The following is a 15,893-nucleotide window of genomic DNA, read 5'->3' as shown; positions in this document are numbered from 1 at the left end:
CTGCGCGATGGCCGCGGGCGAGCGGAGGGGAGAGAGAATGGGCATGGCTGATAGGGCTCACGCCCTATCCTATGTTATGCCGTCCTTGCAGGGCTATCTGTATTTAGACATTAATTCATCAAACTCACTAAGTTTTATAACATTTACATGAGGAAATGATATATGTTTAAGCACATTGAAATGACTATCCTCTGATACAATAAAGTTTGCATTTGCAACTATTGCACAATCAACAAATTTATTATCATCTGGATCACTCTCAATTAATCCCCAACGAAAGTGTGCATCAAGCATTACCGTATTTGGAGCACGTAAAATGATTTCACATATCAATTTAGCAATATGGGGTGTTGTCTTAGTTAAATATAAGGTGTTCGTAAATGCTCATGACGAAGAGTTTCTAGTTTTTTTTCGTCTAATGATCCGTCTTCCCAAAGAATATCTAATTCTCTTTGAAGTCGTTCATTGAGAAAAGAAACTAATAATTTCTTCAATTCAGACAAATCATCATCATTACCCAAACATGACATCACGTTGAGTACTTCTCTTTGTGCTTGATTTAAAAACATTGTCTGCATAATTATCTCCTTTTTAAATGAATTACGGTGCAAAGATACGTATTATTTTTGAATCCGCCAAAGGAAAATGGAGAAAATATTGATTATTGATTGCTGATTATTGGGGCGGTCTTACATATAGTAAAGACCCTACAGCAATGAGGGGAAAAAAAAACCGCAGGGCTTGCGGCCTTGCGGGACGAGAATATCAACATCGCTCATCGGCGTCTCTTCTTCACGGGAAAAAGATCCGAACAGCCATGCTTTCTTTACTGGTTGAGTGGAGAAATATTGGCGGATGTCATCTATAACATTTACGTCCATAAGCAGAATATCACTTATCTATTTTAGCCTGCAGAGAGTGAAGAATATTCGACCTTGCCTTACATTACTGCTCACCCATGGAGTCAATGGTCTTGTCATCCTTATTATATTTCATAAAATAAAACGACCCGCCGATTTGAGCTTCAAGAAATCTCTTCCTCCTTCGCACCTCGGCAATGTCCAAACAAGTTTGACATTGCTCTCGGTTTGTCGTCGGTTGAGCATCGTTGAGAGGCTTGGCGGGTTCTGGTGCTGCAAAGGTAAAGCATTTATCTTTTCCCTTTGTTTGTAAATATCATCTGGCTATATTGATGAGCTTGCAGCCTAATGCCGTTTCAATCTTCGCAATGGTCTGCATGGTGAAGTTGTGTCTGCCAGTCAACCATTTGGATATTTCTGACTCCCTCTTGTGGAGTTTCTGGGCAAAATCCTTTTGGGTGAAGTTCTTTGCTTTTAGAACTTCACTGATGCGCTCGGCTATCTCAAACGAAAGCTCAAACTCGGCTTTCTGCTCTTCTGGTATAGCGGCAAGGCACTGTCTGAACAAAGCATTCTGTATCATAGGCATTTCTTTTAGATTTCAAATGTTGCTGTTGCCATTGTTTAATACAGTTTAAATTAAAATTTCACTGCAAAGTTAAGTATAAATCTTGTTATTGATTCACTTTTGAGTGAAGATTTAGGAAAAATTACCAATAATATGCAGAAAAGACACGCTTTTGGCATTTACAGAAAGAAAATGTGTCATCGCAAATGATAGTTTGCTATGTGAGTAAAAGGACAGACTGCGAAATGGATGCCGGCATTTACGAAGTGGTCTTGCATAAGAGGGTACTTCACCTTACATTTGCATAAGTTCTATCTGCACTCGGCAATTTGAAAACAAGATTTCATTGCTCTCGTTTGCAAGAACTATGCATCCAAGAACGACGAAATGGCTGCGGAAGATAGCAAAATTGCGTTAAACTGTCGAAAATACACATAATTTTCATTATATACTGATAATTATATGAGGAAAAATCAGTAACTTTGCAGCGCACTAAATAGTGCAATGTAAATTTATACTAAAGAACAACGAAGATGAGAACTGTGATAGCAATACTCAATCATAGACACAACTCCCTGAGCCTTAGCGATTTAGGGGGGGCATCGGCTTTGCCGTAACATCTTCATCGACATATAATAACGCATATAGGGCCTTCGCAGGTGTCAGGCAGTGGCATCAGCGGAAGGCTCTGATTGTTTTATACCGCCCCAATGGCGGCAGGACGTTTGTTTACCAGAACAATGCTGTTCGGTGGATAATACAGCCGTATGGTGGTAAAAGTTGTTTGAGACAACAATATTTTGTAACTTCGCAAGAAAATAACAAAAAAAATATGTAATATATGAACAACAAACTAACGCAATTCAAATGTCTCGTCACGACATTCCTGCTCGTGGCGGCAATGGTGATGCCCTCCACGGCGCAGGCGCAAACGATTACTCCAGTACAGCCAGTAGGTAAAGGTACAGCATTCAGTCCGTATTTAATTTTCACTGCGGAACAACTTTATTGGTTTGCAGGACTGGTGAACGGTGATGCAAGTGTGTGCATTAACGAGATTAGCCAAAATCGGAATGCTTGGGCCGTTCTTGAGAGAGACATTACCGTGAATTCAGGAGTGTTGAAAGCTGACGGCACGCTCGCAGATGGCGCAAGCGGCTTCATTCAATGGACACCTATCGGCAACTATGATAACCGGTACATCGGCAAATTCGATGGAAAAGGACATACTATCAGCGGATTGTATTTCAATAATTCGGAAACATCGTATGTCGGCTTGTTCGGTTATATCGATAAAAGTTATGATGTCGATGCATCATGTACTATACAGAATGTCGGTATTGTTGATTCTTATTTCAATGGGTATAGCTGTGTCGGTAGTGTGTGTGGATGTTCTTACTTTGGAACAATATCGAATTGCTATAATACAGGTACTGTCATAGCAACGGATTATCATAGCGGTGGTATATGCGGATTAAGTAATTATAGTAGTATAGAGAAATGCTATAATACAGGTTCAGTCGAAGGATGTACTATAGTCGGAGGTGTGGCTGGACAGTGTATGTATGGTAGCATAACTAACTGTTATAATACCGGCTCGGTCAAAGGAGTTGGTACTGCCAGTGCTGGTGTCGGTGGCGTGTGTGATACAGCTGAAGGCAGCGAGGTAACTAACTGCTATAATATAGGCACACTCAGCGGTCAAACTGTTGGTAATGTTATTAACAGCTCCTGTAAAACATTAACTAACTCCTATTACCTCGCTGATGGCGAGACTGACGAGAGAGAGGGAACAACCGCCATGTCCGCAGACCAGTTCGCAAACGGCGAGGTGGCTTATCTGCTCAACGGCAACGTAGCCTCTTCAGAAAATGTATGGCGTCAGAACATAGGAGGAGAAACATCTGACACATATCCTGTCCTTAACAACACTCATGGTGTAGTTTATGCCGGATATCAACATGAAGGAACCACCCCTCTGTGTAGCAATTCCTCCTCTTATGCTGAGGAGAATAAGCTTCATGCCCACGCCTACGACGCCAATGCCACAACCGAGGCAAACGGCAATCACGACAAGTCTTATGGTAGTCCTGTTTATACATGGGAAGATAACTCACCCAACGAAACTCCCTCTGTTACTGTGGACTTCACGTGCACAATATGCAGACATAAAAAAACAGGGGTTTCAGCTACTGTTACTGAAGATGACACAAAAACCAATGTGGCTCCGAAGTGTGAGGAAAAAGGATATAACTACTATAAAGCCACATTCATTTTTAATACTAATGCAAATTATTGCGATTATTATACTCAAACACTTCCCGCCCTCGGACATGACAATACAGGTGCAACCCAGATAAATTCATCCAAAAAAATCTACGAAAAATATTGCGGCAGAGATGGTTGCGATCGATTTTTAGGATATTACGCCGATGCAGCAGGCCAGTTTTTAGCCACTGAGGATAATGAAAATTGTAGTTTCACAACGAGTACTTATACCTTGCAAGATGCCACGCCATACGATAATGGGGCGGTGTGCATGGCAGAGAAATTCACTTACACCCGCACGTTACCACATGAAGGAGAGAATGGTCAAATGCCATGGGCTGCATGGTATGTGCCATTCGAGTTGGAACTCACCGATGATATTTGTGCGAAGTATGACTTCTCACGCATTAACAACGTTCATCAGTATGATGACAACGACGACGGAACTGTTGACCGCACCGTGATTGAAAGCTTCCGTCAGAGGTCAGGCAAGACACTCCATGCCAACTCCCCCTATCTGGTAAGAGCCAAGAGCATGGATTATAAAGATATGAAGTTAGAGTTAAAAGATATTGTTCCCGCATTATCAGATGAAAATAGCATCGACTGCCAAAGCGTGGACTACACATACACCTTCAAGGGAACATACAGCGAATTGGCCAACAGCAATACTCTCTCTAATAACCCTTATGCACTTTGGGAAGATGGCGAATGGTATCACTTTGCGAGCCTCTCGCCCATGCGCCACTATCTGACCATCGAGTCACGTACTACCAACCAAGCATCGGGGGCTTCATTGAAGTGCATCAAACTCTGCGTCATTGGCGAAGAGGACGTAACCGGTGTGGTGAACATCTACAGCGATGAGCGCAAGGCCACGGAGACATACGACCTCGGAGGACGCCGTCTGCCCGAAGGCAGTCAGCAGAGCGGATTGCTCATCAAGAATGGAAAAGTAATATTTAATAAACAAAAATAATTAAGAATCTTGAAAAAGAAGTATATAAAGCCAGAAATGGAGGTTTATGAGATTGAACCTACGCAACTGCTCAGCGGGTCTGTTGATGAAACGAATGTGAATTTAGGAGAGTATCCTCCAGGTTATGAAGGTTAGAAGATAAATAATATTCACCCGCACTTCACGGGAACAGCAAGGGTTGTGTCCAACTTTTTGGGTTCACTTCAGTACATTGGTTCACTCTTTAGGATCGATGAACCTGTCCCCGATGAATCTAGTTTCTATTTCAATAACAGTTGGAGGCTGCAAGCGGAATAGTAAATGCCATTTGCAGCCTTCATTGTGTTTGTAGAAAAATAGCCCCAACTGCAAACCAAAACCAGCGAACTACAAACTAAAGTGGGCTAAGGCATAAATAGAAACGAGACTGGCGCTATATTAGCCTTAAGGTAACTCAATTTTTAGCCTAAAAATGGCTGTTTTTGACGTGAATTTGGCAATTTTTGACGTGAATTTGGCAATTTTAGCCTTAAAAACCTCTATTTTTGGCCTAAAAATGGCAGATCTTTTCTTCTTTTCGCTGCAAAAAGATTATTCTATTAATATTGATGAGGTGGGTACAAACCACCCCATCTTTTCTTTTTTTCGGCAGTCCCAGTCTTCGTCATCGTGTGCTCCACAATGGTTCTTCCTGCCAGTTGCCTGATGGGAAGCCCAGTGCGCCGAGGTCAACTTCGGGATATTCTGCGAAGAGAGCCTGCATCTTGGAGAGCATGTCATTGCCCGGAGATATGATGTCGAGGAAGTACTTGATGATGCACATATCAAAATACACCCTTAATGGGTCTGTCTGAAGCAAAAGCCACGGACGTTTCATTCTTACAGGAATTGTTGCACGTATGGAGAAGACTCTATTCCATATACGGGCATGGTGTCCGCATGAATTACGTGTGACGGCAACGATGGTTAGCCATGACTCAAATGGAGCAACCTGCAAGTCAAACGACTGTGATATTCGCTTCTTTAGTTTCTTGTTCTTTATATTTGCAAAAATATTGGTGACGACACCAAAGGGAAGGATTTCCATCAATATCCATGCCGGTGGATATGGATTGGAATAGGTCTCCTTGAAATGTGTTACAAATTCTTCCTTTGAGTGGTTCAGTTCGTCTTCTATCAGACGTATGGTTTTGTTGAATTTGGCGGGATTGGAGAAATTCCGCGCATCGGTCATCCAGAAAGCATCACCTGTCATCTCGCATCCATGATTCACGATTGCACATCTCACTGCCACTTCTATCTTCTCGATTTCATTGAAAAGCAACATACGCAGTTTCTTGTCGAAACGATAGAGTTTCAATGCTTTCTCAAATGATGCCCCGCTCTTAAATACATGGTTTTCTTTTGGAATCCGGAGAAGAGGATACATATAGGCAGATAAACGATAATAACCGATGTGGGACAAGTAATGCTGAGCCTTGCTTTCATCGGTTATTGACAGTCCTCTTGATTTCAAGATTTCTATTGACTCGCTCGGAGTCTTATAAGTTTTATTGAATATTGTCCTGTTTGTCATAAGTATAAAAAAAACGACCCGCACATTTGAGCATCGTTGAGAGGCTTGGCGGGTTCTCGTGGCGCAAAGGTACGACTTTTATTTGAGTTGTGCAAGAGTTTGGGAAGAAAAGTGATGATTTGACGGGTGTTTTTAACAGTTGTTGGGTGTTTGGAGATAAAAATGCAGCATTTACAAACCAATGTGGGTAGATTACAAACTATATTTGGGAATGTGGAAGGATGGTACTAACTTTGGATAAGCAAAGCTGCATCTCGGCATAATTGCCCAAGCATGGCAAGTTCTGCTCTCGATTTGCATTTGCTTTGCATCGTCATTATGAGCAAGTGGAAGGGCAGGCTGCGAAGTAGTTGCTGGCATTTACGAAGTTGGCTTGCATGATATGGGGTATTTCCTTACTTTCGCAGCGGATTATAAACGAAATTGTAGCGGAAAGGCGGCTAAAAACGTTAAATTGTTGTAAATATAAAGAAAATCTGAGCATTGTGACATTTGTTTGAGAGAAAATTTGTATCTTTGCAGCGCAACGTGGTATATTCGCTCGCAACTGGGTGATGAGCCACATTATAAAAAACAGTATATGAAGAAGATGGAACATACAACAAAGACTGGATGCAACCCCCTGAGCCTTAGAGATTTAGGGGGGGTATCGGCTTTGCCGTAACGTCTTCATTCATACATAGATACAGAGCCTTCCGCAGGTGTCAGACAATGGCATCAGCGTAAGGCTTTGTGCGTTTCAGGCCTCCTGACGCAGATGTATTGGCACACTGCCTATGATGCTATTGGCAGGCAAATAGATGCCGCTTGGTGGATAATACTGCCGTATAGTGGTAAAATTTGGATGAGACATGTTAAATGCCTAACTTTGCACAAAAAAGTAAATAACAAAAAGAAGTAAAATATGAAAAAGAAATTTACACAATTCAGATGGTTCGTCACGATGCTTCTGCTCGTGACGGCAATGGCTATGCCAAAGATGGCATGGGCACAGGTAACTACAAGTCAACCTGATAATGGTGATGGAACTGCAGCGAATCCTTATCAGATTACAACTGCTGCGGAATTGGCATGGTTTCGAGACGTTGTTAATGCGGGCAAAGAAACAGCCTGCGCTCGTCTAGAGGCTAACATTGACATGAGTACTGTGTGCCATCCGGCAAATGAAAGTGAAAGCGTGGCAGAACTCAGTTGGGTGCCGATTGGAAATAACTCGAATCGTTGGCATGGTGAATTTAATGGTAACAACAAAACCATTTCCAATCTTTACATCAACGCTTCGGAAGAATATTCAGGTTTTTTCGGATATACTCATGATCCTAAGGGTCAAAGAGGCATTATCAAGGATATAATATTTAATAATGTCAACATCAAATCGACAAAAGAATATTTTGGTGTGCTCGCAGGTTATGCATGGAACACTGACATTAGTGGAATCACGGTGAACAGCGGTAGCATTAATGGATACCGTGTAGTTGGAGGAATTGTGGGAAGAGCTTTGGATACTAAGATATCAAATTGCGTCAACAGAATATCCATCGTAGGAAGTGACTATGCCATTGGCGGCATTGTTGGTTATGCAAAGGCATATGCACAGGCATCCTCCTCAATCACCAACTGTGCTAACTATGGCAATGTGAAAGGAAGTAGAATGGTTGGTGGCATAGTTGGATATTCTGAAGGATTAACTTTATGCAATGTGTTCTCATCTGGCGATGTGACTTTTACAAATGACTATTATGGAAGTGGTCTTGTTGTGGGACATGTAGAATCTTCTACACTCACCATTTCTGGCTATGCTATATATAACAGCGATGCCAAGAGATATTACAACACTACCGTGCAGGATCCTGTGGCGTTGGGTAAAGTAACCTCCTTAGCCACTGTAACAGGAGAAAGTAACATCAAAGGTTTGAGCTCTAATTTACTGAAATCTGGTTGGGGCACATGGCTGCTCAATGGCTGTAAATCGGAAGGCGAATGGGGACAAACCATCAATACAGAAAACTATCCGGTATTGAACGGCACTCAAATTTATCCAAAGGATGCATCGATGAAATGCACCTATACAAATTTTAGCGGTACATTCACAAACACGTCCTCTGAAGCCTCAACAGTATCACTTACTCATGGCACTAATACGCATTATGAATCCATAGCACCGACTTGCGTGGAAGGCCGTAAAGAGTATTACGAATGTAATGACTGTCACAAGAAATTCCGTGATGCTGTAATGACCGAAGAGATTGACAACACCGTTATTAATCGCACATATGCTCACCACGATTTTGGGAATGACTATGTCTGCAAGAACTGCAATGCGCCAATGCCTGTAGCAACATTGGGTGATGCAGATATCGTTGTGGAAAAGACTGGTGATCATAATTCGCAGTATGGCTACAAACTGTACAAGTATGTTGCCGATGGAACTGGCACATTGCATGTGAAGTCGTATGGCGATGCCGATACCGAGGGAGCTCTTTGGACATCTGTAGGTGGTGAAGTAGCAAGTTCTGTAAACAACGACGATAGCAGTTCGTCGGAAACAGACTTTTCGCTTACTTTCGATGTGACCCAAGGCAAGACCTACATAATCGGTGTAAGACAGAAGTCTCATGAAGCGATAGAGGGCGACTATATCCTGCGACTAAGAGGATCGTGGACGGAAACGGCAGACCGTATGGGCATAGAGCCTTTCGTCTGGACAGGTGAGGGTACAGATGCTTCGCCCTATGAGCTGACGAGTGCCTGCCATCTGCTCTGGTTTGCCAAACTCGTAAACAATGGTAATACAACAGCCTGCGCACGTCTGGAGGCAGACATTGACATGAGCAAGGTGTGCCATGCAGCTGATGAAAGTAAAGGCGTGGCAGAACTGAGTTGGGAGCCTATTTCCAAGAGTTCCAACCCTTGGCATGGTTCTTTCGATGGTAACAACAAAACCATTTCCAACCTTTATATCAATACTTCTGCACAGTATTCCGGATTGTTTGGATACATATTGAATGATTATGTCAGATGCTCTATCAAGGATATAATATTTTATAATGTCAACATCACATCGACAGCAGATTATTCTGGTGTGCTCGCTGGTAATGTAAAAAATACTGACATTAGTGGAATCACGGTGAACAGCGGTAGCATTAATGGAACTACTGACGTCGGAGGAATTGTGGGAAGAGCTAATAAGACTAATATAACAAACTGCGTCAACAGAATACCCATCGTAGGAAGTAAAAAAAATATTGGCGGCATTATCGGTTACGTAGGAGAAAATACATCAGTCACCAACTGCGCTAACTATGGAGACGTGAAGGGATATTATTATATTGGCGGAATCGTTGGCTATATAGTAGATATAACATTAAATAATGTTTTTACGTCAGGCAATGTTACTTGTAGATTAACCGATCCAAATTGTGGTCTTGTCGCTGGATATGTTTATGAAAAATTGACCATACAGGGCCATATCCTCTACAATAGCGATGCCAAGATATTTTACTATTCTGCGGAGCAAACTGTTCAAACGATCGGAAATAAAAAGTCTTACGCAACCATAACAGGAGAAAGCAATATAGTGGGATTAAACTCGGAAAACCTGAAAACCGGCGAGGGTGCATGGATTCTTAATGGTCAGCAATCTACTGGTGCATGGGGTCAGCAGCTCGGTACCGACGATTATCCTATGCTCGGCGACTATAAGGTAATCAAGGCTGCCAAGGGCGACAAGGATAAAAACGGTAACGACACCTATTGGGCAACGTTCAGCAACTTGAACTCTGATGCAACACTCTTAGTTCCTTCACCACGCAATCTCACTGTTTACAATGCAACCGTAAGCAATGGAAAAATGACATTGAAAATGCGCACTGACAGCCAAGTGGCAAAGGAAGAAGGTGTACTGCTGAAGACCGACGGAGAGTATGTGAATGCGAAGGCAAATGCAACGGATGGTCTGAAAGCCGTGGATTATACTGATAACAACCTCGTGGCAACGCCTGCCACAGAGAAGACGATAAATGCAGAAACAGGATATAAACTCTATCGCCTCACTTACAACAATTCAACAGATAAGACAGGCCTCGGCTTCTATCTCGGTCTGGTGAAAGATGAGAATGACAATGTGATAAGCAGCGATGGCTCTCAGCTCAAGGCCACTCCGGGCAAGGCATATCTCAAAGTATCTACTGGGGCTGCGACAAACACTGCCACTACAGCATTAGCCCGCAGCTTCGTCTTCCCAGGCGATGACGAGACAACTGGCATCGGAGAGATTGTCATCGAGGGTGATGCAGGCATCAGTGGCTCTGCCAATGCCAATGACCGCATCTACAACCTCCAGGGTCAGCAGGTGACTGCCCCCGTGAAGGGACTCTACATCAAGAACAACAAAAAAGTAATAATCAAATAAACAGATATCGACATGAAGAAAAAGTATATAAAGCCAGAAATGAAGGTTTATGAAATTGAAACTCCACAGTTGTTGGCAGGGTCGCAAGAATTTTATAATAATAGTGTAGTCCCTGGGGACGGCAACGATGAAATGTGATAATATAGGATAAGTTTCTATTTCAATAACAGTTGGAGGCTGCAAGCGGCACTGAAATGCCATTGCAGCCTTCATAGTTTATAAGCGAAAAGTGTCGTTCAGAGTGGGGCGGTCTTACATAAAGTAAAGACCCTACTTTACCTTTGCTGCAATTCTGCGGAGAAAAAAGCACTAATTCGCAGTTGAATTGCTTTTTTCTTCAGAATTATTTTGCTTATTTACAAGAAAATGAGTATCTTTGCTCCCGAAATGCGGGCTTATCACTCCTGCAACAGTCAGAAAACAATGGGTACATATATAAACAAAGGTAATAAAGCATTCAGAGACATCGTATCTCACGAATATGTTGACAAGACATCGCTGATACCGCTGATAAATGCGAGTCTTAACTCCGAAAACCGCTACAGCTGCGTCACCCGCTGCCGCCGATTCGGCAAGTCGATGGCAGCAAAGATGCTGTGTGCCTATTACGACAAGTCGTGCGACTCGCGAGAGCTTTTCCACGGTTTGAAGACCGAGCAGGACAAGTCATTCGAGACATATCTCAACAAGTATTATGTGATATGCGTTGACATGACTGACTTCACTACGAGATTCAGGAATGAGAAGGAAATAGTGAAGATTATGCAGCAGGAAATCATAGATGATGTTTTGAAAGTCTTTCCCGACATAGAGGTTAAAGAGAGAGATGACTTGATGAGTATTCTCTACAGCATCTGTGAGAGAACAGACGAGCGTTTCTTGATGATTATCGATGAATGGGATGCAATCTTGCGTGAGATGGGCTCGGATGACTACATCTCCACCTCATACGTTGATTTACTCCGCCGTCTGTTCAAGGGCTTAGGGTCGGATACTGTCTTTGCCGGAGCATATCTCACGGGAATACTGCCCATAAAGAGGTACAACACCGAGTCGGCGTTGAACAATTTTTGCGAATATACCATGATCCGTCCTGGTAAGATGTCAGAGGCTTTAGGTTTTACACATGACGAAGTGAAAATGCTATGTAAGAAGCATGGAATGGACTTGATGGAGATGGAACGCTGGTATGACGGTTATCGCATAGGCAAGGCATCTCGCATGTTCAATCCCTATTCCGTAATAAAGGCTATCTACAATGAAGAATATGGTAGCTATTGGACTACCACCGGTGCCTACGACTCGGTGATAACGTATATTCAGATGAACTTCGACGGACTCAAGGACGACATCATACGTATGCTTTCGGGAGAGTCTATTCCTGTGATAACAACAAAATTCCAGAATGACATGAATGTCATAAACAGCAAGAATGATGTCCTAACAGTGCTCATCCATCTCGGTTATCTGGCGTATAACCGTGACACCAACAGATGCTACATTCCCAACAAGGAGGTGGCCGACGAGATGAATAATGCAGTGCAGTCAACTGAATGGTCGCAACTGGCAAAGACTTTGGAAAACTCACAACGCCTCCTCGACGCCACCATTGCATGCAATGAGAATGCTGTGGCTCTAGCCATCGACATTGCCCACGACGAGAATACGAGCATACTGTCTTATAATGACGAGAACTCACTTGCCTGTGTAATTACCATTGCATACATTTGGGCAAGAAATGAATACGTCATCCACCGCGAATATGCCACTGGCAAGGGGTATGCCGACCTGGTGATGATTCCGCGTCGCAACGTCAGCAAACCCGCCCTCGTCATCGAACTGAAATTCAACAACACGGCCGACACTGCCATCGACCAGATTAAGCGCAAGCAATATCCCGCAAAGATTGCCGAATACACTGGCGACATCCTCCTCGTGGGCATCAACTACGACAAGGAAGCGAAGAAGCACACTTGCAAGATTGAAAGGATAAGGAATGGTGTGTTTAATAACAATAAAAACTGAATTGTAGTGGGGCAGATAGCTTGGATGTCAGTGTTCATGTTTGTTGTTTTCCCGATAGATATAAATGACAATGAGAATGAAGCCATAATGAAAGAGTTAGATAAAAACAGGGATTTTATCAACGAACAGATTGATAAGACATTCTCAGGTATTAAAACAGAAAGTAAAAGAATTAAATAAAAACAAGAATAACATTCAAACTTAACAAAAAGTAATATTATGAATACAACCAAGAAAATTATATTTCTACTGGGCATCGTCTTCTTTTTCTCAATGAAAGTTTGCGCAGAAACATATCAAGACGGTGATTTTATAGTAACCTGCGGTAGTGAAAAGGAAAAAATAGGCAATGTCGATGACGAAAAATTTATAGTAGGGATAAAAAGGTGTTACAAAATTAGTCAAAATACTGAATTTACGTTTACTTGGTATAATAGCGAAAAAGAGAGTATAAATGAAATTGAAGGTCTTATTGTTTTTGTAAATCCTAAATCGTTTGATTTGACATTGGATGATTATAATGCTTTAAAGCTAACTTTAGGACTTGGAGTATATGATATGACATTTAAATTTAATATGGGGGATAACCCCCAAAGGATGAATGTTCTCATTAAACACCACACTACTCACACGATAGGCGACACAGATAAGCCCACGGAACCTACATGCACTACCAAGGGATTCCCTGGGAAATGTTCTGAATGCGGACAATGGATCTGGGACACAAGCACTACCACTACCTCTACCGACTACAAGCCTGTCTTGGGGCATGACTTTACAAAACAGACATGGACTACGGACGAGGTGAATGGTGGCAAATACAGAACGTGCACACGGTCTGGCTGCGACCACAAGCAATATACATACGATGTCGTGCCAGGTGAGCCTGCATTGAGTATCACGCTTAAAGATGACGTGACACTTACCTACCCACAGTCCAAGTCGCCAGTATATGCTTGGGACGGAATGATGTGGAAAGTGAAACTTGGCGAGACCCCAGCCTGTGAACTGTCACAGGGACAGGTTAATGGGATATTAACGCAATGGCCGCATAACAAAACGGAGCATCAGTGTGCAGACAAGAGTTGGGTAGAAGACTGTACGGTGGAAGGCTGTACGGAAGGGTTCACAAGGCGTTGGCTGAAAATCAACGGCAACAAGGTGGAGACAACTGCTACAACAGGTGATCTCGCTATTGAAAGTCTTACTCTCGATGATGCCGTAGGCTATGAGTGCGAAGCGGAATACACAGCCAATGATGTCAGTTATTCGCGCACAATGAGCAACGAATGGGGTACGTTGTGCCTGCCATTTGAGATACAATCCGACCAAGAAGCCACATGCAAGTTCTATGAGCTGAAGGAAGTGAAAGAAACAGAGATTGTTCTGACGGAAATGACAGGAAACATCCCTGCCGGCACACCCGTTTTAGTGCGCCGTAATGCCGAAGGTACCAACATTTCATTAAATGCCACCAATGCAGCTATCACCGTAGCCCCAGCAGCAGGCAGCACGGCAAATGGCTTTTCGCTTGTTGGCCGTTTCACAGCGTCTGAGGCATTGCCGGAGGACAGTTACATCATCAGCAACAACAAGTTCTGGCATGTGAGCGATTTGACCTCTAAGGAAGACGTGACAGACGTGAAGGTGGGACCATTCCGCGCATATCTGCAAAGCAGCGGCGTGCAGAACGTCAAGATGATGAGCCTGTCGATAGGCGACGACACCACAACGGCCATTGATGTGCTTAATGCCGCTGACGAAGGCGAGGCAGAGATATATGACCTCAATGGGCATCGTCTCCAAGGTTTGCAAAAGGGCATGAACATCGTAAAGAGAGGAAACAAGACAACAAAAGTAATCATTAAATAAAAACGGATATGAAGAAGAAAGAATACGTGCATCCGAAGATGCACATCTACGAGATGAGTAAAATGCAGCTACTTGCAGGCAGTGGTGAAACACTCAATATTGGTAATCCAGAAAACGATGTTATTCCCACAAATACGAATGGCACGATTTGGGTAGAATAACCACTCGCAAGATGATGCAAAATACAAAACTTTAAAAAACAAACATGAAACAGAAGATATTAACATTTATGGTATGCCTGTTGGCTGGCATTACGGCCATTCATGCCCAGACGGAATCAGAATCGTCCATCGTCTCTTTCTTTAAGTCAGAAGAAGGATGGAAGATAGTGAACAGTACGGCTATAAGCGGCAACAAGGTTGTTTACACTTTCAAAGATGGATCAGAATTATCTACTGATGTCACTCATGGACAACAGGCAGAATTGCCCGTTTACAATGCCATTTATTGTGTTCCCGGGACACTTGGTACCCCTCTATTGGCAGAATACAGCCAGTCTGGTCAGCTAATCCTGATGGGAACAGCCAATCAAAATGATATTTATAAACCCGAGAAACTTGATGATAGCAAAAAAAACTCAATTACATCAGTCGATATAAGCCATCTTGATATTTCAACAGTGACAAGTCTCGCGTACTTTTTAGAATATTTTTCAGCCCTAAAACGGGTTGACTTCTGTGGTGGCAAAATACATAGCAATGTAACTAATTTGAGTCAAATGCTTAATGGCTGTTCAGAACTTGAAGAAGTAGATTTCAGCGGTTGTGATTTTTCTGGTGTCAAAAATATAAGTAACTTATTAGCTAACTGTCCCAATCTGAAGACCATCAAGGCTATTAATTGTAATGAGATGACAATATCATTATTACGAGAGATAATGAATACTAATGGATATCAAAACGTCCGGATCATCACAAGTGACCAGCAGGAAGCTGGCTCTACCGAGACAACGGAGCAGGATTAGAATAAAAGGGTCATGGGTACAGGTATATTGGTTCACTCTTTAGGATCGACGAACCTGTCCCCGATGAATCTAGTTTCTATTTCAATAACACTTGGAGGCTGCAAGCGGCACTGAAATGCCATTTGCAGCCTTCATTGTGTTTGTAGAAAAATAGCCCCAACTGCAAACCAAAACCAGCGAACTACAAACTAAAGTGGGCTAAGGCAAACTAGAAACGAGACTGGCGTATCTATATTAGCCTTAAGGTAACTCAATTTTTAGCCTAAAAATGGCTGTTTTTGACGTGAATTTGGCAATTTTTGACGTGAATTTGGCAATTTTAGCCTTAAAAACCTCTATTTTTGGCCTAAAAATGGCAGTTTTTGACGTGAATTTGGCAATTTTGGCCAAA

Annotated in this window: 12 protein-coding genes; 7 read left to right on the top strand and 5 right to left on the bottom strand. The window is 42.6% G+C overall.

Annotated elements, in window-relative coordinates; translation table 11 throughout:
• Positions 1-93: 93 nt before the first annotated feature.
• From CIK99_RS15985 to CIK99_RS03370, 4 genes are all read right to left on the bottom strand, one after another.
• Complete coding sequence (locus CIK99_RS15985) at positions 94-333, bottom strand: PIN domain-containing protein (RefSeq protein ID WP_371590831.1); 240 nt, start codon at positions 331-333, stop codon at positions 94-96.
• 26 nt (positions 334-359) lie between these two features.
• Complete coding sequence (locus CIK99_RS03380; RefSeq protein ID WP_094379781.1) at positions 360-578, bottom strand: hypothetical protein; 219 nt, start codon at positions 576-578, stop codon at positions 360-362.
• A 129-nt stretch (positions 579-707) separates the two neighbouring features.
• Complete coding sequence (locus tag CIK99_RS03375; RefSeq protein ID WP_094379779.1) at positions 708-881, bottom strand: nucleotidyltransferase family protein; 174 nt, start codon at positions 879-881, stop codon at positions 708-710.
• A gap of 295 nt (positions 882-1,176) precedes the next feature.
• Complete coding sequence (locus tag CIK99_RS03370) at positions 1,177-1,443, bottom strand: helix-turn-helix transcriptional regulator (protein ID WP_094379777.1); 267 nt, start codon at positions 1,441-1,443, stop codon at positions 1,177-1,179.
• An 826-nt stretch (positions 1,444-2,269) separates the two neighbouring features.
• Here CIK99_RS03370 and CIK99_RS03365 point away from each other — a divergent pair.
• On the top strand, positions 2,270-4,675 hold the full coding sequence (locus CIK99_RS03365; protein ID WP_094379775.1) for a GLUG motif-containing protein: 2,406 nt from the start codon (positions 2,270-2,272) through the stop codon (positions 4,673-4,675).
• A 643-nt stretch (positions 4,676-5,318) separates the two neighbouring features.
• On the opposite strand, the gene CIK99_RS03360 is transcribed toward CIK99_RS03365, so the two are convergent.
• The gene (locus CIK99_RS03360) at positions 5,319-6,230 is read right to left on the bottom strand and encodes an Abi family protein (RefSeq protein WP_094379772.1); all 912 of its coding nucleotides are present in this window, start codon (positions 6,228-6,230) and stop codon (positions 5,319-5,321) included.
• A 904-nt stretch (positions 6,231-7,134) separates the two neighbouring features.
• Here CIK99_RS03360 and CIK99_RS03355 point away from each other — a divergent pair.
• From CIK99_RS03355 to CIK99_RS03340, 6 genes are all read left to right on the top strand, one after another.
• Complete coding sequence (locus CIK99_RS03355) at positions 7,135-10,641, top strand: hypothetical protein (protein ID WP_094379770.1); 3,507 nt, start codon at positions 7,135-7,137, stop codon at positions 10,639-10,641.
• A gap of 423 nt (positions 10,642-11,064) precedes the next feature.
• Positions 11,065-12,666 (top strand): AAA family ATPase, encoded by a 1,602-nt coding sequence (locus CIK99_RS03350; protein WP_158215887.1) that lies wholly within the window; start codon positions 11,065-11,067, stop codon positions 12,664-12,666.
• A gap of 6 nt (positions 12,667-12,672) precedes the next feature.
• Complete coding sequence (locus CIK99_RS15185) at positions 12,673-12,846, top strand: hypothetical protein (RefSeq protein ID WP_158215886.1); 174 nt, start codon at positions 12,673-12,675, stop codon at positions 12,844-12,846.
• Between the two features lie 417 nt (positions 12,847-13,263).
• Positions 13,264-14,538, top strand: a complete 1,275-nt coding sequence (locus CIK99_RS03345; RefSeq protein ID WP_094379766.1) for a hypothetical protein — start codon at positions 13,264-13,266, stop codon at positions 14,536-14,538.
• A gap of 8 nt (positions 14,539-14,546) precedes the next feature.
• On the top strand, positions 14,547-14,699 hold the full coding sequence (locus CIK99_RS15180; RefSeq protein WP_158215885.1) for a hypothetical protein: 153 nt from the start codon (positions 14,547-14,549) through the stop codon (positions 14,697-14,699).
• Between the two features lie 44 nt (positions 14,700-14,743).
• Positions 14,744-15,502, top strand: coding sequence for a hypothetical protein (locus CIK99_RS03340; RefSeq protein ID WP_094379764.1), 759 nt, complete (start codon positions 14,744-14,746; stop codon positions 15,500-15,502).
• Positions 15,503-15,893: the final 391 nt, after the last annotated feature.

The sequence above is a fragment of the Prevotella sp. P5-92 genome, from assembly GCF_002251245.1.
Lineage (GTDB): Bacteria > Bacteroidota > Bacteroidia > Bacteroidales > Bacteroidaceae > Prevotella.
Note: the sequence above shows the minus strand (reverse complement) of the source record. Positions and strands in the feature narration are given on the sequence as shown.

Excerpts from the sequence above, each read along its gene's own strand:
- CIK99_RS03375 (WP_094379779.1), bottom strand. The coding sequence starts at position 881 with ATGGACGTAAATGTTATAGATGACATCCGCCAATATTTCTCCACTCAA.
- CIK99_RS03360 (WP_094379772.1), bottom strand. The coding sequence starts at position 6,230 with ATGACAAACAGGACAATATTCAATAAAACTTATAAGACTCCGAGCGAG.
- CIK99_RS03365 (WP_094379775.1), top strand. The coding sequence starts at position 2,270 with ATGAACAACAAACTAACGCAATTCAAATGTCTCGTCACGACATTCCTG.
- CIK99_RS03370 (WP_094379777.1), bottom strand. The coding sequence starts at position 1,443 with ATGATACAGAATGCTTTGTTCAGACAGTGCCTTGCCGCTATACCAGAA.
- CIK99_RS03350 (WP_158215887.1), top strand. The coding sequence starts at position 11,065 with ATGGGTACATATATAAACAAAGGTAATAAAGCATTCAGAGACATCGTA.
- CIK99_RS03380 (WP_094379781.1), bottom strand. The coding sequence starts at position 578 with ATGCAGACAATGTTTTTAAATCAAGCACAAAGAGAAGTACTCAACGTG.
- CIK99_RS15180 (WP_158215885.1), top strand. The coding sequence starts at position 14,547 with ATGAAGAAGAAAGAATACGTGCATCCGAAGATGCACATCTACGAGATG.
- CIK99_RS03355 (WP_094379770.1), top strand. The coding sequence starts at position 7,135 with ATGAAAAAGAAATTTACACAATTCAGATGGTTCGTCACGATGCTTCTG.
- CIK99_RS03345 (WP_094379766.1), top strand. The coding sequence starts at position 13,264 with ATGAATGTTCTCATTAAACACCACACTACTCACACGATAGGCGACACA.
- CIK99_RS03340 (WP_094379764.1), top strand. The coding sequence starts at position 14,744 with ATGAAACAGAAGATATTAACATTTATGGTATGCCTGTTGGCTGGCATT.